Genomic DNA, 20,500 nt, shown 5'->3' on the forward strand with positions numbered 1-20,500 from the left:
CAGTCTATCTTTCTATCACATATCCGAATTTTTAAAGAACGATCTGACAAAAGTCAGAAATCAACATTCAGCACGAATGCTCATTTCTAAGTTCTGCAGGGTAACTGCAAGAGTGGTGGAGCCAAGCGGGATCGAACCGCTGACCTCCTGCGTGCAAGGCAGGCGCTCTCCCAGCTGAGCTATGGCCCCGTATATACAGGTTGCACCACAAGCAATTGGTAGGTCTGGGCAGATTTGAACTGCCGACCTCACCCTTATCAGGGGTGCGCTCTAACCAACTGAGCTACAGACCTATAACAGGGTCGCGTTACTACATCGTCTTCGTTCAATGAATCAAGCAATTCGTGTGGGTGCTCATCAGCCGGCTGATGTCGTCGATTAAGGAGGTGATCCAGCCGCAGGTTCCCCTACGGCTACCTTGTTACGACTTCACCCCAGTCATGAATCACACCGTGGTAACCGTCCTCCCGAAGGTTAGACTAGCTACTTCTGGTGCAACCCACTCCCATGGTGTGACGGGCGGTGTGTACAAGGCCCGGGAACGTATTCACCGCGACATTCTGATTCGCGATTACTAGCGATTCCGACTTCACGCAGTCGAGTTGCAGACTGCGATCCGGACTACGATCGGTTTTGTGAGATTAGCTCCACCTCGCGGCTTGGCAACCCTCTGTACCGACCATTGTAGCACGTGTGTAGCCCAGGCCGTAAGGGCCATGATGACTTGACGTCATCCCCACCTTCCTCCGGTTTGTCACCGGCAGTCTCCTTAGAGTGCCCACCATTACGTGCTGGTAACTAAGGACAAGGGTTGCGCTCGTTACGGGACTTAACCCAACATCTCACGACACGAGCTGACGACAGCCATGCAGCACCTGTGTCAGAGTTCCCGAAGGCACCAATCCATCTCTGGAAAGTTCTCTGCATGTCAAGGCCTGGTAAGGTTCTTCGCGTTGCTTCGAATTAAACCACATGCTCCACCGCTTGTGCGGGCCCCCGTCAATTCATTTGAGTTTTAACCTTGCGGCCGTACTCCCCAGGCGGTCAACTTAATGCGTTAGCTGCGCCACTAAAGTCTCAAGGACCCCAACGGCTAGTTGACATCGTTTACGGCGTGGACTACCAGGGTATCTAATCCTGTTTGCTCCCCACGCTTTCGCACCTCAGTGTCAGTATCGGTCCAGGTGGTCGCCTTCGCCACTGGTGTTCCTTCCTATATCTACGCATTTCACCGCTACACAGGAAATTCCACCACCCTCTACCATACTCTAGCTCGCCAGTTTTGGATGCAGTTCCCAGGTTGAGCCCGGGGCTTTCACATCCAACTTAACGAACCACCTACGCGCGCTTTACGCCCAGTAATTCCGATTAACGCTTGCACCCTCTGTATTACCGCGGCTGCTGGCACAGAGTTAGCCGGTGCTTATTCTGTCGGTAACGTCAAAACAGCAAGGTATTCGCTTACTGCCCTTCCTCCCAACTTAAAGTGCTTTACAATCCGAAGACCTTCTTCACACACGCGGCATGGCTGGATCAGGCTTTCGCCCATTGTCCAATATTCCCCACTGCTGCCTCCCGTAGGAGTCTGGACCGTGTCTCAGTTCCAGTGTGACTGATCATCCTCTCAGACCAGTTACGGATCGTCGCCTTGGTGAGCCATTACCCCACCAACTAGCTAATCCGACCTAGGCTCATCTGATAGCGCAAGGCCCGAAGGTCCCCTGCTTTCTCCCGTAGGACGTATGCGGTATTAGCGTTCCTTTCGAAACGTTGTCCCCCACTACCAGGCAGATTCCTAGGCATTACTCACCCGTCCGCCGCTGAATCCATGAGCAAGCTCACTTCATCCGCTCGACTTGCATGTGTTAGGCCTGCCGCCAGCGTTCAATCTGAGCCATGATCAAACTCTTCAGTTCAATACTGCTTGGGTTTTTAAGAAACCCTAAACTTGGCTCAGCAATCTCAAATGACTATGTGATTTCTCATATGGCCACTTGCGATGCTGATAATCTTTTTGACTATCAGTCCGTACTCACAAGCACCCACACGAATTGCTTGATTCAATTGTTAAAGAGCGTTTGGTCAGGAGCCTTTCAGCTCAACCGAGGCGCGCATTCTACGCTTTCCTCAAAACCTGTCAAGCGTTTATTTCGAAGTCTTTTGCTAAAAAGCCGTTCAACTTCAACCACTTGACTCGCTGCGATCGCTCGTAGCGGGAGGCGAATCATACAGCGTTAAAACCTGCTGTCAACTGCCTTTTTCACCGCTGCCAACCTCTCGATCGAAGCCCTTCCGATACTACCTGAAACTTCTAACTCTATGAATCTCAAGGAGTTTTCCGTTTCGACTGCGTCGGAAGTGGGGCGCATTATAAGGGGATTCGAAAGCCCGTCAACCCTTAATTTCAAGAAACCTTCGTATTCCTTTAAAACAAAGCGGGGAGGCCTATCGGCCTCCCCGCTTTCCACTCGCCGTTATTACAGGCTTGGGAACGCGAACTGCGAAGCCTCATGGCTGGCACGTTGCGGCCAACGCTGGGTAATGGCCTTACGGCGGGTATAGAAACGCACACCATCCGGGCCATAGGCATGCAGGTCGCCGAACAGCGAACGTTTCCAGCCACCGAAGCTGTGGTAGGCCACAGGGACCGGCAGCGGCACGTTGACACCGACCATGCCCACCTCGATCTCATCGCAGAACAGTCGCGCCGCTTCACCGTCACGGGTGAAGATGCAGGTGCCGTTGCCGTATTCATGCTCGTTGATCAGGCGCATGGCTTCTTCCAGGCTATCGACCCGCACCACGCACAGCACTGGGCCGAAGATCTCTTCCTTATAGATACGCATCTCCGGGGTCACGCGGTCGAACAGGGTGCCGCCGACGAAGTAGCCGTCTTCATTGCCGGCCACGCGATAACCACGGCCATCCACCACCAGTTTGGCGCCGGCTGCCACGCCGTCGTCGATATAACCGACCACCTTGTCACGCGCAGCCGCCGTCACCAGCGGCCCCATGTCCAGGCCACAGGAAGTGCCGGCACCGATCTTCAGCGCCTTGATCTGTGGTTCCAGCTTGGCGATCAGCGCATCGGCGACCTGGTCACCGACGCATACGGCCACGGAGATGGCCATGCAGCGCTCGCCGCAGGAACCGTACGCCGCGCCCATCAGCGCGCTGACGGCATTGTCCAAGTCGGCATCAGGCATCAGCACCGCGTGGTTCTTCGCGCCGCCCAGAGCCTGGACACGCTTGCCGCGCTTGGTACCTTCGGCATAGATGTACTCGGCGATCGGGGTCGAACCGACAAAACTCAGCGCCTTCACTTCTGGCGCCTCGATCAGCGCATCCACCGCTTCCTTGTCACCATGCACCACGTTCAGCACGCCCTTGGGCAGGCCGGCCTCCTGGAGCAGTTGGGCGATGAACAGGGTCGAGCTCGGGTCGCGCTCCGAAGGCTTGAGAATGAAGCAGTTGCCACAGGCGATGGCCAGTGGATACATCCACAGCGGCACCATGGCCGGGAAGTTGAAAGGGGTGATACCGGCGACCACGCCCAGTGGCTGGAAGTCGGACCAGGCATCGATGTTCGGACCGACGTTGCGGCTGTACTCGCCCTTCAGGACCTCAGGGGCGGCGCAAGCAAACTCGACGTTCTCAATACCGCGCTTGAGTTCACCGGCAGCGTCTTCCAGGGTCTTGCCATGCTCTTCGCTGATCATCTGCGAGATGCGCGCTTCGTTCTGCTCCAGCAACTGCTTGAAACGGAACATCACCTGAGCACGCTTGGCCGGTGGGGTGTTGCGCCAAGCCGGGAACGCCGCCTTGGCGGAGTCGATAGCCAGTTGCACCGTAGCGCGACTGGCCAGTTCGACCTTGTGGATGGCCTGGCCAGTGGAGGGGTTGAAGACATCGGCGCTGCGCTCGCCCGAGGAAACCAGTTCGCCGTTGATCAGGTGCTGAACAATGCTCATGCATAACTCCAGAAAAGAGGGGTGAACAGGCGCGCCAATACGCGCCTGTAGACAAAGTCAGGTAAATCAGTCGATCTGGTTCAGGGCTTCGCCGACTGCATCGAACAGGCGATCCAGTTCCTGCGGCTGGCTGTTGAAGGTTGGCCCGAACTGCAGGGTGTCGCCGCCGAACCGTACATAGAAGCCGGCTTTCCACAGCTTCATCGCTACCTCATAAGGACGCACGATGGCATCACCGTCGCGCGCGGCGATCTGGATCGCGCCCGCCAGGCCGTAGTTGCGGATATCGATGACGTTCTTGGTGCCCTTGATGCCGTGCAACACTTTTTCGAAGTGAGGCGCCAACTCGGCGGCCGACTGCACCAGTCTTTCCTTTTGCAGCAGATCCAGCGCGGCAATGCCGGCCGCACAGGCCACAGGGTGGGCCGAGTAGGTATAGCCGTGCGGGAACTCCACGGCGTACTCAGGCGTCGGCTGATTCATGAACGTCTGATAGATCTCGGTGCTGGCGATCACCGCGCCCATCGGGATGGCGCCGTTGGTCACTTGCTTGGCGATGCACATCAGGTCCGGCGTCACGCCGAAAGCCTCGGCGCCGGTCATGGCCCCCATGCGACCGAAGCCGGTGATCACTTCGTCGAAGATCAGCAGGATGTTGTGCTGGTCGCAGATCTCGCGCAGGCGCTTGAGGTAGCCCTTCGGTGGCGGCAGCACGCCTGCGGAACCGGCCAGCGGCTCGACGATCAGCGCAGCGATGTTGGACGCATCGTGCAGCTCGATGAGCTTGAGCATCTCATCGGCCAGGGCGATACCGCCCTCCTCCGGCATGCCCTTGGTGAAGGCGTTGCCCGGCAGCACGGTGTGCGGCAGATGGTCGACGTCCAGCAACTGGCCGAACAGCTTGCGGTTGCCGTTGACGCCACCGAGGCTGGTACCGGCGATGTTCACGCCGTGGTAGCCACGGGCACGGCCGATCAGCTTGGTCTTGGTGGCCTGGCCTTTCAGGCGCCAGTAGGCACGCACCATCTTCACCGCCGTGTCGCAGCACTCGGAGCCGGAGTTGGTAAAGAATACGTGGTTGAGGTTGCCCGGGGTCAGCTCGGTGATCTTCTCGGCCAGCTGGAACGACAGCGGGTGGCCGAACTGGAACGCTGGCGAGTAATCCAGTACGCCCAACTGACGGGCAGCGGCTTCCTGGATTTCCTTGCGGGTGTGCCCGGCGCCACAGGTCCACAGGCCGGACAGGGCATCATAGATCTTGCGCCCCTTGTCATCGACCAGGTAGCTGCCCTCGGCCGCCACGATCAGCCGCGGGTCGCGCTGGAAATTGCGGTTGGCGGTGTAGGGCATCCAGTGGGCGTCCAGCTTGAGCTGGCTGGCCAGACCGGAGTGGGCGGGTTCGGGCATGTTCATCGGGCGGTTCCTCGCAAGACGATTAGGCAACGATGGGTGTTGTTGCAGCTACGTTGTCATGGCGATAAAGTCTGAAAAAGCCTACTTTTCTAATCTTCAGTTAGCTGCGGACTAAACTATGAGCCGGCGTCCCGCCCCCCTCGCCCAAGTCAGCGATTTCGACATCCGACTCTTGAAGATCTACCGCAGCGTAGTCGAATGCGGTGGCTTCTCGGCAGCGGAGAATGTCCTGGGCATCGGCCGCTCGGCCATCAGCCAGCAGATGAGCGACTTGGAGCAACGCCTAGGCCTGCGCCTGTGTCAGCGTGGCCGCGCCGGTTTCTCGCTGACCGAGGAAGGCCGCGAGGTCTACCACTCGGCACTGCAACTGCTCAGCGCCCTGGAAACCTTCCGCACCGAGGTCAATGGCCTGCACCAGCACCTGCGCGGCGAACTGAACATTGGCCTCACCGACAACCTGGTGACCCTGCCGCACATGCGCATCACCCATGCCCTGGCCGAGCTCAAGGACCGGGGCCCCGACGTGCGCATCCAGATCCGCATGATCGCGCCGAGCCAGGTCGAACAGGGCGTGCTCGACGGCAGCCTGCACGTTGGCGTAGTGCCGCAGACCAGCCCGCTGTCCGGACTCGAGTATCAGCCGCTGTATAGCGAGCGCTCACTGCTCTACTGCGCGGTCGGCCATCCGCTGTTCTATGCCGACGACCAGCAGATCGACGACGAACGCCTGAACAGCCAGGAGGCCATTGCCCCGACCTTCCGCCTACCGGCCGATATCCAGGCCCACTACCAGGCCCTACGCTGCACCGCCAGTGCATCTGACCGGGAAGGCATGGCTTTCCTCATCCTCACCGGACGCTACATCGGCTACCTGCCCGATCACTACGCCACCTTCTGGGTGCAGCAAGGCCGCCTGCGGGCCCTGAAACCGGCCCAGCGCTTCTACGATCTCAGCCTGAGCTGGGTGACACGCAAAGGCCGCCGACCGAACCTGGTGCTGGAGAGTTTCCTTGAAAGCCTGGCCGCCACACGCTAATGCTTGTCACTTCGCCACAGGCAGGTAATCTGTTCGGCACCCGTTGCCACCGACCCGTCCGGAATCCGTCCATGACCCTTGAAGTCCCTGCGCATCGCATCCCAGCCTCGGGCAAGCCCGCTGGCCGCATCCGACAGAAGAACGAACAGGCCATCATCCAGGCCGCCGAAGACGAGTTCGCCCGCCACGGTTTCAAGGGCACCAGCATGAACACCATCGCGCTGAAGGCCGGGCTGCCGAAGGCAAACCTGCATTACTACTTCACCAACAAGCTCGGCCTGTACATCGCCGTGCTGAGCAATATCATCGAGCTGTGGGACAGCACCTTCAACGCCTTGAGCGTCGACGACGATCCAGCCCAGGCGCTGAGCCAGTACATCCGCACCAAGATGGAGTTCTCCCGGCGCAACCCGCAAGCCTCGCGGATCTTCGCCATGGAGGTGATCAGCGGCGGCCAATGCCTGACCGAGTACTTCAGCGCCGACTACCGTGATTGGTTCCGGGGACGTGCGGCGGTATTCCAGGCCTGGATCGACGCGGGCAAGATGGACCCGGTCGACCCGGTGCACCTGATCTTCCTGCTCTGGGGCAGCACCCAGCACTATGCCGACTTCGCCACGCAGATCTGCCAGGTCACTGGCCGCAGCCGCCTGACCAAGCAGGACATGGAAGACGCCAGCAACAACCTTATCCACATCATTCTCAAAGGCTGTGGCCTGACACCACCAGCCTGACCCGGACCTATGCCTTCTACCCTGCTAGACCTCTGCGAATACCGCGAAGAGATTCGCAAGAGCCGTTTCATCACCCTGGCCGGCCCCATCAGCAGCGCCGCGGATGCCATGAGCTTCATCGAGCGCCACAGCGACCTGGCCGCCACCCATAACTGCTGGGCCTGGAAACTCGGCGCCCAGTACCGCAGCAGCGACGACGGCGAACCAGGCGGCACGGCCGGGCGACCGATCCTCGCCGCCATCGAGGCCCAAGACTGCGACCAGGTCGTGGTGCTGGTGATCCGCTGGTACGGCGGCATCCAGCTGGGCACCGGCGGCCTGGCCCGGGCCTATGGCGGCGGCGCCAACAAATGCCTGCAGCAGGCCCCCAAGCGCCTGTTGGTCAATCGCAGTGAATTCAACTGCAGCTGTACCTTCAGTGAACTGGCGCTGCTCAAGCTGCGGCTGGCCGAAGTCGACGGTCTGGTGCTGGACGAGCAGTTCACCGCCAATGGCGTGGACCTCCTGCTGGCCGTGGGCGAAAGCCACTTGCCGACCCTGCAACAGCAATTGGCCGACCTCAGCCGCGGCCGCATCCGCCTGGAACCTCGCTGAGCCGTTGCCCACAACTACTGTGGGCCTGCCTGTGGATAAGCTTGGGGCATTCCGCCACAAGCCTTGAAACGCCTGGCCTCCAGCCTGATGATCATATTTTGATCACAATTTAATGACAACGCGTCAAGCGACTGAATAGCGGCGACTTATCCCCAGACTAGGCCGCTTTAACCCGCTTGCAACGGGCGTTTCCCGCCTTCCACGCTTTCACACAGATACTGTGGAACAGCTTGTGGATAACCCGTGAGCCCTTGCGGCTGAGGCCGACAGCAGCGGGATTCGGCAGGCTTGTACGTTTTTCATCCAGCCACATAATCAGGCAAGTATCGGCTGTGCCCCTACAGTATGCTCATCACCCCGCCATCCACCTGCTCAAGGAGTGTCCTCATGTCGACCAAAAATGCCCTGATCATCGGCGCATCCCGCGGACTGGGCCTCGGCCTGGTGCAACGCCTGCGTGAAGACGGCTGGAACGTCACCGCCACGGTCCGCGACAAACAGAATCCCGGCGCCCTCGGCCAAGAGCCGGGTGTACGCATCGAGACCCTGGACATGAACAACAGCGCCCAACTCGATGCCCTGCAGAAGAGCCTGCAAGGTGAAGTTTTCGATCTGCTGTTCGTCAATGCTGGGGTCATGGGCCCCCAGCCGCAGGACCCCGAAAGCGCCCAGCTCAAGGACGTGGGCGAACTGTTCATGACCAACGCCGTGGCACCGATCCGCGTCGCCCAGCGCCTGGTCGGCCAGGTCCGCGAAGGCAGTGGTGTCCTGGCATTCATGAGCTCGATCCTCGGCAGCGTGAGTATCCCCGATGGCGTCGAGATCTGCCTGTACAAGGCCAGCAAGGCGGCCTTGAACTCGATGATCAACAGCTTCGTGGTGCAGTTGCAACGCCCCGACCTCTGCGTACTGGCCATGCACCCTGGATGGGTGAAGACCGACATGGGCGGGGAGAACGCCGAGATCGATGTGCTCACCAGCACCCGTGGCATGCTCGAGCAGGTAAAGGCCCAGAGCGGCAACGGTGGCCTGCGCTTCATCAACTACAAAGGCGAAGCCCTGATCTGGTGAATTGAAAGCCGCACGGCGAGGCAGTAGACTCGATGCCTCGCCCCGCGGCGGACCTGGATCAGCAGACAGGGCAACACTGAGCTGGCTAACCTGAACCCACTTTCAGAGGAGCCGGCACCATGCCTGCGATCCGTATCTGGTTGAAAGACCCTCTCGCCATCTTCACCGCCAACAGCCTCGACGCCCGTGGCGGCGTGGTCATCGAAGATGGCCGCATCACTGAACTCCTCGCCCCAGGCGCAAGCCCCAGCGCCCCCTGTGGGCAGGTCTTCGACGCCCGCGAGCATGTGCTGCTGCCCGGCCTGATCAACACCCACCATCACTTCTACCAGACCCTGACCCGCGCCTGGGCGCCCGTGGTCAACCAACCCCTGTTCCCCTGGCTCAAGACCCTCTACCCAGTCTGGGCGCGCCTGACCCCAGCCAAGCTGAAGCTGGCCAGCCAGGTCGCCCTGGCCGAACTGTTACTGTCGGGCTGCACCACCGCCGCCGACCATCACTACCTTTTTCCCGAGGGGCTCGACCACGCTATCGACGTACAAGTCGAGAGTGTGCGCAAGCTGGGCATGCGCGCCATGCTCACCCGGGGCTCGATGAGCCTGGGCGAGGCCGACGGTGGCCTGCCTCCCCAGCAGACGGTGCAGCAAGGCGAAGTCATCCTGGCCGATAGCCAGCGGCTTATCCACAGCTACCACGAGCGCGGCGACGGCGCCCGGATCCAGATTGCCCTGGCGCCCTGCTCACCCTTCTCGGTCACTCCGGAAATCATGCGCGCCAGCGCTGCCCTGGCCGAAGAACTGGACGTACGCCTGCACACCCACCTGGCCGAGACCCTCGACGAAGAGGATTTCTGCCTGCAGCGTTTTGGCCTGCGCACCGTCGATTACCTGGACAGCGTCGGATGGCTCGGCCCACGTACCTGGCTGGCCCACGGCATCCATTTCAACCCTGAGGAGATAGCCCGCCTGGGCGCCGCGGGCACCGGCATCTGCCACTGCCCTAGCTCGAACATGCGCCTGGCGTCAGGTATCTGCCCGACCGTTGAACTGGAAGCAGCGGGCGCGCCAGTCGGCCTGGGGGTGGACGGCTCGGCCTCCAACGACGCTTCGAACATGATCCTGGAAGCCCGCCAGGCCCTGTATCTGCAACGCTTGCGCTACGGGGCGCAACAGATCACGCCAGAGCGGGCGTTGGGCTGGGCCACCCGAGGCTCGGCACGCTTGCTCGGTCGCAGCGATATCGGTGAACTGGCGGTGGGCAAGCAGGCCGACCTGGCCCTGTTCAAGCTCGACGAACTGCGCTTCTCCGGCAGCCACGATCCGCTGTCGGCCCTGTTGCTGTGCGGTGCCGACCGTGCCGACCGGGTCATGGTCGGCGGCCAGTGGCGGGTCATCGACGGCCAGATCGAAGGGCTGGATGTCCAGGCCCTGATTGCCGACCATCGCCAGGCCGCGGCCCAGTTGATCGCCGGCTGACGCCTCAAAGGCCGAGCATGGCCAGCATGATGAAGGTGGCGAACAACACAAAGTGGGTCATGCCCTCGATGGCGTTGGTTTCGCCATCGTTCAGGTTGATGGCGCAGACGAGCAAGGTAATGAAGACCATCACCGTCTGCACCGGCGTCATTGCCATCTGAAATGGCTGCCCGGTGTAGAGCGCCATCGCCTCCATCAGCGGAACGGTGAGGATGACCGTCGACAGTGACGCGCCCAATGCGATGTTGACCACCGACTGCATGCGGTTGGCCAGCGCCGCTCGCAAGGCGGTGAGTATCTCGGGAGCGGCGGATATCGCCGCTACCACGATCGCCATCAGCACCGGAGGCGCGCCACTGCCCTCCAGGCCGTAATCGAGAGACAGCGACATCACCTCCGCCAGCAGGCCGATCACCACCACGCCACAGACCAGCATTGCAATCGAACGCGCCTTGTTTGCCGGCGGCGCCGCGCTCACCGGCGCACGGCGTTTCTTCTCTGGGTAGCTGTAGCTAAAGAAGTAGCTGTGCGGGCCGACCTGCATACGCAGGAACACCGCATAGAACATCAGCATCGCGGCAATGGTGAACGCTGAATAGAGCTTCCAGTCGTCCTCCGGGATGAACTCCGGCACGACCATCGACACGCCCATGGCGGTCATGATCATGACGCTGTAGGTACGCGCCGAGTCGTCGTTATAGGATTGCTCGCCATGCTTGAGCCCGCCCATCAGCGCCGCCAGCCCAAGGATGCCGTTGATGTCGAGCATGACAGCCGAATAGATGGTGTCACGGACCAGAGTCGGCGACGCCTGGTTACTCATCATGATGGCCAGGACCACCACCTCCACCAGGACAGCCGAGAGCGTCAGGATCATGGTCCCGTACGGGTCGCCTACCTGCTCGGCCAACACCTCGGCATGATGCGCCACCCGCATTGAAGCGCAGATGATGGCGGCGACCAGCACCAGGCCGGCGACCAGCGCAACGCCATGGCCATGCCCGATCAACTGCGGTTCGAGCGGCCAGGCCAGGGTGGCCATGACAATCGCCAGCAGCAGGTACTTCTCCTGTTTCAGCAGTTCGAGCATCAAGGCGAGTCCTCCTGGCTCCAGGATAGGGACTATAGCCACAACACCAGGTTTCAGCGCGCAGGCCGGACAACCTCTTGTAGAATGATGGCAACCGTACCTGATCGAGATTCCCAAACCATGTATGACTGGCTCAACGCCTTGCCCAAGGCCGAACTGCACCTGCACCTGGAGGGATCACTGGAGCCCGAGCTGCTGTTCGCCCTGGCCGAGCGCAACAAGATCGCCCTGCCCTGGGACGATGTCGAAGCCCTGCGTGGCGCCTATGCCTTCAATAACCTGCAGGAGTTCCTCGACCTCTACTACCAGGGTGCCGATGTCCTGCGCACCGAACAGGACTTCTACGACCTGACCTGGGCCTACCTGCAACGCTGCAAGGCACAGAATGTCATCCACACCGAGCCCTTCTTCGATCCGCAGACCCATACCGACCGCGGTGTGCCCTTCGAAGTGGTGCTCAACGGCATCAGCCAGGCGCTCAAGGATGGCCGTGAACAACTGGGCATCAGCAGCGGCCTGATCCTCAGCTTCCTGCGCCACTTGAGCGAAGACGAAGCGCACAAGACTCTGGACCAGGCCCTGCCATACCGCGACGCTTTCATCGCCGTTGGCCTGGACAGCTCGGAAAAGGGGCACCCACCAAGCAAGTTCCAACGCGTGTTCGACCGCGCTCGGGGCGAAGGCTTCCTGACCGTGGCCCACGCGGGTGAGGAAGGCCCGCCCGAATACATCTGGGAAGCCATCGACCTGCTGAAGATCCAACGTATCGACCATGGCGTGCGCGCCATCGAGGACGAACGCCTGATGCAGCGCATCATCGACGAGCAGATCCCACTGACCGTCTGCCCGCTGTCCAACACCAAGCTGTGCGTGTTCGAGCATATGGGTCAGCACAACATCCTCGACATGCTCGAGCGTGGAGTGAAGGTCACCGTGAACTCGGACGACCCGGCCTACTTCGGTGGCTATGTGACCGAGAACTTCCACGCCCTGCACACCCACCTGGGCATGACCGAAGACCAGGCCCGCCGCCTGGCGCAGAACAGCCTGGATGCCCGCTTGGTCAAGTAGCGCCTGGATTCGGCCGGCCCGGAGCCAGTAGCAACCCAGACGAGGGCTTCGCCCTCGATTCGCTGGCAAGTCGGGGCGCCGAACCGACTTGCCAGCGAAAAGGCCAGTACGCCTATCTCAGTCCCTCACCTCGCTCAACTCCTCCAATGTCCGCCCCCGCGTCTCCTCGCCAAACACTCCCACCACCAGCGCCGCAACGACAAAGCACAGCGCCCCCAGCGCGAACACGCCACCCTGGCCGGCCAGCGGGAACAGCAGGCCAGTGACGGTAGGCCCGAGCAACGAACCGATGCGTCCGACCGCCGAGGCGAAGCCCGAACCGGTCGCCCGGGCCGACGTGGGATAGAGTTCTGGGGTATAGGTGTAGAGCACAGCCCACATGCCGAACAGGAAGAACTGCATCAGCAGGCCACTGCCGATCAGCAACTCCAGCTGGCCACCAAACACAGCGCTCTGCCCGTACACGTAGGCCATGGCCCCACCGCCCAGCAAGGTCAGCACACAAGTAGGCTTGCGCCCCCAGCGCTCGACCAGCCAGGCGGCGACGAGAAAACCCGGGATCCCGCCCAGGGAGATCAGCACCGTGTAGTACACCGATTGGGTCACGGCGAAGCCTGACTGCTGCAGCAAGGCGCTGAGCCAGGAGGTCAGGCCATAGAAGCCCAGCAGGGCAAAGAACCAGAGGCTCCAAATCATCAAGGTCCGGCGTCGATAGGCCGGCGTCCAGAGTTCGAGGAAGGCCGAGAAGAACCCCGGCGCCTGGAACATTGTTCGCGCCATCGGCCTGGGTACCGGTAGTTGTTGGAGGCGCAAGGACGCCATGACCTGCGCCTCGATGCCCGTGAGCACCCGATCGGCCTCGACCAGCCGACCGGACTGTTCCAGCCAGCGCGGTGACTCCGGCAAAAAGAAGCGGATGATCAGGACGAACACTGCCGGTACCGCCAGCACGAGGAAGATGTCACGCCAACCGATCAGCGGCAGGAGGAAATAGGAAAGGCCGCCGGCAGCCACGAAGCCCAACGGCCAGAAGCCATCCATCAGGGCAATGTAGCGCCCTCGCCGCTCGGCCGGAATCAGCTCCGAGAGCATCGACTGAGCGATGGGAAACTCCATGCCCATGCCAATCCCCAGCAGCACCCGGTAGAGAGTCAGGCTCTGGACATCCTGAGCAGTGGAACAGAGATAGCTGGCCAGCCCCCAAAGGACAATGCTCCATTGGAACACCGGTTTGCGCCCGAAACGGTCACCCAGCATTCCCGACAACGAGGCTCCGAGCACCATCCCGAAAAAGCTGGCGCTGGCCAGCAAGCCCGCTTGGGTCGTGCTCAGGTCGAACTCGGCTTTGATCGAGCCGAGCAGGAAGGTCATCATCGCCAGGTCCATCGAGTCGAAGAAAAACGCCAAGGCGATGATGATGAACACTCGCCGGTGATAACCGCTGAGCGGCAGGCGCTCCAAACGCTGCGCCGCACTGTAGTCTTGAGCTGCCATGCATGATTCCCCCAATTGCAATTGGGTTCGAGTCTCATGGCTGGGCCTTGGCCACAATGTGCCAACAACGACATCGGCGAAGGTTGCAGCGACGCTAAATGGCTTGGGACACCGGAACCTGAGCGATGCGGTTGAGCTGGTGCAAGCCGGCGGCGGTGATCTGCAGCGCACGTGACCCTTCCTGCTCCCGTAACCATCCCGACTGCAGGAACAGTTTCAACAACGCGTTGCCCAGGCTGCCCCCCAGGTGCGGCCGCTGATCGCGCCATTCACAACAACAGTTGCAGGTCACGCAACTGCGTTGCTGCCCTGGCGCCAGCGCATCGATATAGAGACCGATGGCAGCCAACTGCGTACGGCCCTCCAGACTCACGACCTGCTGCCGCTCGCTGCCCTCCAGCCAGCCGGCCTCGACCATCCGTTGATAGAGATCCGCCGCGACCTCACCCCCCAGATGGTCCCGGCACAGGCGTGCCCGACGCATCGACAAGGGGATCTGCAAGGACGTGACCACGCTCTCCTTGCGCCTGGGGCCAGGTGCCTCCACCTGCACGCTGGCCAAGGCCTCCACGGCCGCGCCGACCGCTGGGTTGGCCAAGCGGAAATAGCGCTTGCGCCCACGCGCCTCGAGCCTGAGTAGCCCCCCGGCCGACAACAGGGCGAGGTGCGCGCAAGCCGAAGAGGTTGTAAGGCCGGTCATGACGGCCAGTTCGTCGGCTGGACGCGCCGAGCCATCGATCAGGGCCCAGAGCATCGCACTGCGCTTGGGGTCGGCCATCAGGCCGGCGATCTGACTGATACTGCTGACTGCTTTCATATCTCAACTCCCTGCGAGATCACGTCCGATATCGATTGACTAAGCGTATTCGGCAGCACATGCGGCGAGGCACAACTACCAGGACCGCCGCCCCGCGTCTCCGGCCCGGTGGACGAAGCCTGGGCGAGTTGTGGCCGCACTCGTATCAGAGACCTCATGTGCCGATCCCTGGCATGGAAGTATCTCTCGCTGGCACTGGCTGCCGACGGCAGTATAAGCCGGCCTCCGGCCGAGGCTGGACGACGGCTGTCCAAGGGTCGGCCAACCTCTGCAGGCCAGGAACAAGATGGCGACAGGCATGGCAGGCGCCAACATTTCCTGCATGCCCGTCCGGCAAAGAGCCAAAGCAGCTCGGCTAGCGGCTGATGGGAAAAGAGCTCAGACAGTGCCGACAGCCAGTAAGAAAAAAGGAGGCAAGGAAAAACGATAATTCTTCGACAGCCCCAGCCATGACCGTCAGTCCGAACACGGGCGCCGATCGTGCCGGGCATCCTGGGCAGCGCTACAATTCAGCAGCGTCCGCCCACTGGAGGTATCCGAGATGAAGATCGTCGTCAGTGCGTCGAGCCCTAATCCCAAGAGCTCCTGGCAAGTTCAACTCGACCAGCACGTGGTGAGCTTTCGTAGCGAAGCCGAGGCGCGACGCTTCGTCGCCACGCTGCAGAGCCGACTGCAGGCGCCGCACCCGCTCAAGCAGGCTGGCTAAACTGCAGGCGCCGGGTCAGCAGTGCCACTCCGACCACCAGTGCGCCACATAGGCAGATCACCAGCGTCATCGGCACGGCGCTGCCATCGTGCAATACGCTTACCAGCGCCGCCGCGCCAGCGGCGACGCTGAACTGCAGGCAACCGAGCAATGCCGAAGCACTCCCGGCCCGAGCGCCCTGCCCGTTCATGGCGCAGGCCGAAGCGTTTGGAATGATGCAGCCGAGGCTGGCAATGCAAACGAACAACGGCACCAGCAATGGCCACAACTGCGCTGGATGCAGTGCCGCCACGCCCAGCAGGACCACCCCCGCGCCCAGGTACAGCCACACAGCACGCACCAGCAGGAATGCCGGTCCGCGCTTGGCCAGCAGGCGCGCATTGACCTGGGCCATGAGGATGAATCCCGCAGCGTTGGTGCCGAACAACCAGCCGTAATGCTCGGCAGGCACACCGTAGAGCTTGATGAACACGAAAGGTGAGCCGGCGATGTAGGCGAACATGCCGGCAATGGCGATGCCGCCGGTCAGCGCATGGCCGAGATAGACCTTGTCGCCGATCAACCGCCCATACTGGCGCAAGGCACCGGACAACGGCTGGCGGGGCTGATGCGGCGGCAGGCTCTCCGGCAGGCCGAGCGCCACGGCCAGGACGCACAGCGCGCTGAACAAACTCAGCGCGAGAAAGATCGACTGCCAACCCGCCAGGTTGACCAGCACGCCGCCCAGCATCGGCGCCAGGATCGGCGCCAACCCCATGACCAGCATCAACTGCGAGAAGACCTTGGCCGAAGCCACCGCATCGCACTTGTCACTGACAATCGCCCGCGACAGCACCATACCGGCGCAACCACCCAAGGCCTGGACAAAACGCGCCAGGATCAGCGTGTCCAGATTCGGCGCGTAGGCGCAGGCCAGCGAAGCCAGGGTGAATAGGACGACGCCGAACAGCAACGGAATGCGCCGACCGAAGCGGTCAGCGACCGGGCCATAGGCCAACTGGCCGATGGACAGGCCCAGGAAGTAGGCCGCCAGGGTAGTCTGGATATGTTTCTCGTCAGTGGCGAAAGCCTGCGCCATGGCCGGAAAGGCGGGCAGGTAGAAGTCGATCGCCAACGGCCCGAACGCACTCAAGGCGCCGAGGATCAGGAGCATTCGCAGGTTCATCGGGAATCCATAGCAGGCTAAGCAAGCCCGTTAGTCTACCTGTCCTGCATGATCAAACGGAAAACCTTTGCAACATTTACAGCGTGTCGAGGAACTGGCGTGCGCCAATGGCGCCTTCACTGACCCGCATTAGCGCAAACCTGCACCCACGACCGCGTTACACCGCCTCTGCCTGGTACCCCTCGTCTCGGATCGCCGTCAGGATCTGCTCCGCCGCCAGCTGGCTCTGCACGCGTACCTGCTTGTTGCCCAGGTCCACCTCGACCTGCGCTGCCGCATCCTGCTCCTGCACCGCCCTTGTCACCGCTTTCACACAATGGCCACAGGTCATGCCTTGTACATTGAAGACTTGCATTAGGTCTGCCTCCTACAGGGTTTTCAGAAGTTTCAAGCTTGCCACCGGGGCAAGGTCAAGTTCTTCAACAAGCGGCCGGGCTGGAAATCCGTGCGAGGGTCGGCCAAGCTGCGCCTTCGACGACTCACAAGCAGGAGACTTTTCATGCTCAAGGCAGCATTGGGCCTTGTCGGATTGCTGGGTACGCTGGCCCTGGCGCCTCCAGCCAGTGCCGAGGGCAACTCGGATTACAGCGTGCTGGTCATTTCCCGCGAGCGCCTGGAAGTGGCCACGCCCTGCGAGATCGGCATCTACTTGAACGATCAACTCGCCGGACGGTTGTTCCAGGAGCAGTCGGCCTCCTTCAACCTGCCCCCTGGACCTGTGGACGTACGCCTGCGCCTCTTGCCGGGGCAAGCGCCGGGGTGCAGCGCCGGGATCGAGAACCAGCACAACACCCGGCTCGACCTGCAGGCGGGCCAGATCAACAACTACCGCATCGCCATGGATCACACTGGCCTCACGCTGAAGCGCTCCGGCCTGGGCTATTGACCTTACCCGCGTGGCAAGGTTGATGCTGGAGGCCAGCACAAGGAGGAGAGCCATGCCTGCATCCACCACTTTCGATCTGCCGATCGCCGGTATGACCTGCGCCAGCTGCGCTGGCCGGGTCGAGCGCGCCCTGCGTGCCGTTGTCGGCGCCGAACAGGTCAGTGTCAACCTAGCCACCGAACAAGCCCGTATCCAGGCCCCGGCCGACAGCCTTCCGGCACTGGTCGATGCCGTGCGACAGGCCGGCTACAGCGTGCCGAGCCGTAGCCTGGAGCTGCAGATCGGCGGCATGACCTGCGCCTCCTGCGCTGGCCGCGTCGAGCGCGCCCTCGGCAAAGTACCGGGAGTGCGGCAGGTCAGCGTCAACCTGGCCAATGAGCGCGCACACCTGGAGGTGCTCGGCGCTGTCGATGACAACGCCCTGATCGCCGCCGTTGAAAAGGCCGGCTACAGCGCCAGCCTGCCCCGTGCCGCTGTGGACGAACAGGCTGACGTGAACCGTCGCCTGCGCCGCGAACGGCTGGCCGTGGCCGCTGCCGTGCTGCTGGCCCTGCCGCTGGTCCTGCCCATGCTGCTGCAACCCTTTGGCGTGCACTGGATGCTGCCGGCCTGGGCTCAGTTCTTGCTGGCCACGCCGGTGCAGTTCATCCTCGGCGCGCGGTTTTATGTCGCCGCCTGGAAAGCAGTACGTGCCGGTGCCGGCAACATGGACCTGCTAGTCGCCTTGGGCACCAGCGCCGGGTACGGCCTGAGCCTGTACGAATGGGCCGTAGCCCGCGCCGACACCCAGCCCCACCTGTATTTCGAAGCCTCGGCTGTGGTGATCGCCCTGGTACTGCTGGGCAAGTACCTCGAGAGCCGCGCCAAGCGCCAGACCGCCAGCGCCATCCGTGCCCTTGAAGCACTGCGCCCCGAACGCGCCGTGCGGGTGATCGAAGGGCGTGAAGAAGACGTGGCGATCAGCCAATTGCGCCTGGGCGACCTGGTGCTGGTCAAGCCGGGCGAGCGCTTCCCGGTAGACGGCGAAGTGCTCGAAGGCAACAGCCAGGCCGACGAAGCCCTGATCAGTGGCGAAAGCCTGCCCGTGCCCAAGCAACCGGGCGACACGGTCACCGGTGGCGCCATCAACGGCGAGGGCCGACTGGTGGTACGCACCCTGGCCTTGGGCACGGAAACCGTGCTGGCTCGTATCATCCGCCTGGTCGAGGACGCCCAAGCGGCCAAGGCCCCGATCCAGAAGCTGGTCGACCGGGTCAGCCAGGTCTTCGTGCCGGCCGTGCTGGTCGTGGCCCTGCTCACGCTGATCGGCTGGTGGCTGGCCGGCGTGCCGCTGGAGACGGCGCTGATCAACGCCGTCTCCGTTCTGGTGATCGCCTGCCCCTGTGCCCTCGGCCTGGCTACCCCGACTGCGATCATGGCCGGCACCGGCGTGGCCGCCCGCCACGGCATCCTGATCAAGGACGCCGAAGCCCTGGAGCGCGCCCATGCGGTCGACCGCGTGGTCTTCGACAAGACCGGCACCCTCACCTCAGGTAGCCCACGCATCGTTCACAGCCAGGTCGCTATCGGTGAACCTTCGCAATTGTTGCAAATGGCCGGAGCCCTGCAACGCGGCAGCGAGCACCCTTTGGCCAAGGCGGTGCTAGACGCTTGCGCCGAACAAGGCCTGGATGTGCCGCCGGTCAGTGCCAGCCAATCGCTGACCGGACGCGGGATCGCCGGCCACGTGGAACAACGTGACCTGGCCCTGGGCAACCGCCGCCTGCTCGACGACTGCGGGCTGCAGCCTGGCGAACTGGCGGCCAAGGCCCACGCCTGGGAAGCCGAGGGGCGTACCTTGTCCTGGCTGATCGAGCGTAGCCCACAGCCACAGGTGCTTGGCCTGTTCGCCTTCGGTGACAGCCTCAAGCCAGGCGCTGAAGAGGCGGTGCGGCAACTGCACGACCGGGGCATCAGCAGTCACCTGCTGACCGGCGACAACCGCGGCAGCGCCAAGGTAGTGGCCGACGCCCTGGGCATCGACGACGTGTACGCCGAAGTATTGCCCGCCGACAAAGCCGCCACGGTCGCGGCGCTCAAGCAATCCGGGGTGGTGGCCATGGTCGGCGACGGCATCAATGACGCCCCGGCCCTGGCTGCCGCCGACATCGGCATCGCCATGGGCGGTGGCACCGACGTGGCCATGCAGGCCGCCGGTATCACCCTGATGCGCGGTGATCCGCGCCTGGTCCCCGCTGCCCTGGAGATCAGCCGCAAGACCTATGCGAAGATCCGCCAGAACCTGTTCTGGGCCTTCATCTACAACCTGATCGGCATTCCCCTGGCTGCCTTCGGCCTGCTCAACCCGGTGCTGGCCGGCGCCGCCATGGCCCTGTCCAGCGTCAGCGTGGTGAGCAATGCCCTCTGGCTGAAAACCTGGACACCGACACGCGAGGAGGCCCCATGAACATCGGCCAAGCCGCCCGCCGCAGCGGGCTCAGCGCCAAGATGATCCGCTACTACGAGTCCATCGGCCTGCTCCAGCCGGCCAAGCGCAGCGACAGTGGCTACCGCCTGTACCAGCAGGATGACCTGCACCGTCTCGCGTTCATCAAACGTTCGCGCGACTTGGGCTTCTCCCTGGAAGAAGTCGCGCGCCTGCTGACCCTATGGCAGGACCGCCAGCGCGCCAGCGCCGATGTCAAAGCCCTGGCCATGCAGCACATCGATGAGCTGAACCGACGCATCGAGGAACTGGTCAGCCTGCGCGACACCCTGAGCGAACTGGCCGCCCACTGCCAGGGCGACGACCGGCCGGATTGTCCGATTCTCAAGGACCTGGCCAATGGCGGGGAATGCTGCCATTGAGGCTGGCGCCAACAAGACATTCACGCCATCCTGCGACCAAATAACCCCCGCCAAAGGTTTCACCCAATAAATACGGGACTTTCCCTACAAAAATCCCAGACGCTGCCGATGTCTTGTTCACCTGCCTCGT

At 62.3% G+C, this 20,500-nt stretch carries 17 protein-coding genes, 2 tRNA genes and 1 rRNA gene; 10 read left to right on the forward strand and 10 right to left on the reverse strand.

The window, feature by feature from the left end; genetic code table 11:
* Nucleotides 1-113: 113 nt before the first annotated feature.
* The 5 genes from ACYU03_RS22755 to aptA form a co-directional block, all read right to left on the reverse strand.
* Nucleotides 114-189: transfer RNA gene (locus ACYU03_RS22755), tRNA-Ala, on the reverse strand.
* Nucleotides 190-216: 27 nt separating this feature from the next.
* Nucleotides 217-293: transfer RNA gene (locus ACYU03_RS22760), tRNA-Ile, on the reverse strand.
* A gap of 86 nt (nt 294-379) precedes the next feature.
* A 16S ribosomal RNA gene (locus ACYU03_RS22765) occupies nt 380-1,916 on the reverse strand.
* Between the two features lie 561 nt (nt 1,917-2,477).
* Nucleotides 2,478-3,971, reverse strand: a complete 1,494-nt coding sequence (locus ACYU03_RS22770) for a CoA-acylating methylmalonate-semialdehyde dehydrogenase (protein ID WP_461886863.1) — start codon at nt 3,969-3,971, stop codon at nt 2,478-2,480.
* Nucleotides 3,972-4,037: 66 nt separating this feature from the next.
* Nucleotides 4,038-5,384, reverse strand: a complete 1,347-nt coding sequence (gene aptA / locus ACYU03_RS22775; protein WP_461886864.1) for an omega-aminotransferase AptA — start codon at nt 5,382-5,384, stop codon at nt 4,038-4,040.
* A gap of 118 nt (nt 5,385-5,502) precedes the next feature.
* On the opposite strand from aptA, the gene ACYU03_RS22780 reads away from it, so the two are divergent.
* The 5 genes from ACYU03_RS22780 to ACYU03_RS22800 all read left to right on the forward strand — a co-directional run bounded on the left by ACYU03_RS22780 (nt 5,503) and on the right by ACYU03_RS22800 (nt 10,294).
* Nucleotides 5,503-6,420: a LysR family transcriptional regulator gene (locus tag ACYU03_RS22780; protein ID WP_461886865.1), complete on the forward strand. Its 918-nt coding sequence runs from the start codon at nt 5,503-5,505 to the stop codon at nt 6,418-6,420.
* A gap of 71 nt (nt 6,421-6,491) precedes the next feature.
* The gene (locus tag ACYU03_RS22785; protein WP_461886866.1) at nt 6,492-7,154 is read left to right on the forward strand and encodes a TetR/AcrR family transcriptional regulator; all 663 of its coding nucleotides are present in this window, start codon (nt 6,492-6,494) and stop codon (nt 7,152-7,154) included.
* 9 nt (nt 7,155-7,163) lie between these two features.
* A complete protein-coding gene (locus ACYU03_RS22790; protein WP_461886867.1) occupies nt 7,164-7,748 on the forward strand; it encodes an IMPACT family protein in 585 nt (194 codons plus the stop codon).
* A gap of 387 nt (nt 7,749-8,135) precedes the next feature.
* A complete protein-coding gene (locus ACYU03_RS22795) occupies nt 8,136-8,819 on the forward strand; it encodes an SDR family oxidoreductase (protein ID WP_461886868.1) in 684 nt (227 codons plus the stop codon).
* Nucleotides 8,820-8,938: 119 nt separating this feature from the next.
* Nucleotides 8,939-10,294: an 8-oxoguanine deaminase gene (locus ACYU03_RS22800; RefSeq protein ID WP_461886869.1), complete on the forward strand. Its 1,356-nt coding sequence runs from the start codon at nt 8,939-8,941 to the stop codon at nt 10,292-10,294.
* Between the two features lie 4 nt (nt 10,295-10,298).
* Here ACYU03_RS22800 and ACYU03_RS22805 read toward each other — a convergent pair whose 3' ends face one another.
* Nucleotides 10,299-11,384 (reverse strand): calcium:cation antiporter, encoded by a 1,086-nt coding sequence (locus ACYU03_RS22805; protein ID WP_461886870.1) that lies wholly within the window; start codon nt 11,382-11,384, stop codon nt 10,299-10,301.
* 120 nt (nt 11,385-11,504) lie between these two features.
* Here ACYU03_RS22805 and ACYU03_RS22810 point away from each other — a divergent pair, with 120 nt between their 5' ends.
* Nucleotides 11,505-12,455, forward strand: coding sequence for an adenosine deaminase (locus tag ACYU03_RS22810; RefSeq protein WP_461886871.1), 951 nt, complete (start codon nt 11,505-11,507; stop codon nt 12,453-12,455).
* A gap of 117 nt (nt 12,456-12,572) precedes the next feature.
* Here ACYU03_RS22810 and ACYU03_RS22815 read toward each other — a convergent pair whose 3' ends face one another.
* Together ACYU03_RS22815 and ACYU03_RS22820 are read right to left on the reverse strand one after the other, a co-directional pair.
* On the reverse strand, nt 12,573-13,949 hold the full coding sequence (locus ACYU03_RS22815; protein WP_461886872.1) for an MFS transporter: 1,377 nt from the start codon (nt 13,947-13,949) through the stop codon (nt 12,573-12,575).
* 94 nt (nt 13,950-14,043) lie between these two features.
* A complete protein-coding gene (locus tag ACYU03_RS22820) occupies nt 14,044-14,766 on the reverse strand; it encodes a transcriptional regulator (RefSeq protein WP_461886873.1) in 723 nt (240 codons plus the stop codon).
* Nucleotides 14,767-15,307: 541 nt separating this feature from the next.
* Between ACYU03_RS22820 and ACYU03_RS22825 the strand changes: the two genes are divergently transcribed.
* Nucleotides 15,308-15,472 carry a hypothetical protein gene (locus ACYU03_RS22825; RefSeq protein WP_461886874.1) on the forward strand — a complete coding sequence of 55 codons (165 nt, stop codon included), beginning with the start codon at nt 15,308-15,310 and terminating at the stop codon, nt 15,470-15,472.
* Here the strand turns inward: ACYU03_RS22825 and ACYU03_RS22830 are convergent.
* Complete coding sequence (locus ACYU03_RS22830; protein WP_461886875.1) at nt 15,456-16,637, reverse strand: multidrug effflux MFS transporter; 1,182 nt, start codon at nt 16,635-16,637, stop codon at nt 15,456-15,458. The genes ACYU03_RS22825 and ACYU03_RS22830 overlap by 17 nt on opposite strands.
* 157 nt (nt 16,638-16,794) lie before the next feature.
* On the reverse strand, nt 16,795-16,992 hold the full coding sequence (locus ACYU03_RS22835) for a heavy-metal-associated domain-containing protein (RefSeq protein ID WP_461886876.1): 198 nt from the start codon (nt 16,990-16,992) through the stop codon (nt 16,795-16,797).
* A 144-nt stretch (nt 16,993-17,136) separates the two neighbouring features.
* On the opposite strand from ACYU03_RS22835, the gene ACYU03_RS22840 reads away from it, so the two are divergent.
* From ACYU03_RS22840 to cueR, 3 genes are read left to right on the forward strand one after another with little or no spacing between them, the layout of a single operon-like run.
* Complete coding sequence (locus ACYU03_RS22840; RefSeq protein WP_461886877.1) at nt 17,137-17,523, forward strand: hypothetical protein; 387 nt, start codon at nt 17,137-17,139, stop codon at nt 17,521-17,523.
* 52 nt (nt 17,524-17,575) lie between these two features.
* On the forward strand, nt 17,576-19,969 hold the full coding sequence (locus ACYU03_RS22845; RefSeq protein ID WP_461886878.1) for a heavy metal translocating P-type ATPase: 2,394 nt from the start codon (nt 17,576-17,578) through the stop codon (nt 19,967-19,969).
* Nucleotides 19,966-20,370: a Cu(I)-responsive transcriptional regulator gene (cueR, locus tag ACYU03_RS22850; RefSeq protein WP_461886879.1), complete on the forward strand. Its 405-nt coding sequence runs from the start codon at nt 19,966-19,968 to the stop codon at nt 20,368-20,370. The genes ACYU03_RS22845 and cueR overlap by 4 nt, the downstream gene beginning before the upstream one ends.
* The last annotated feature ends 130 nt before the right edge of the window (nt 20,371-20,500 follow it).

The organism is Pseudomonas sp. X10 (assembly GCF_054889225.1).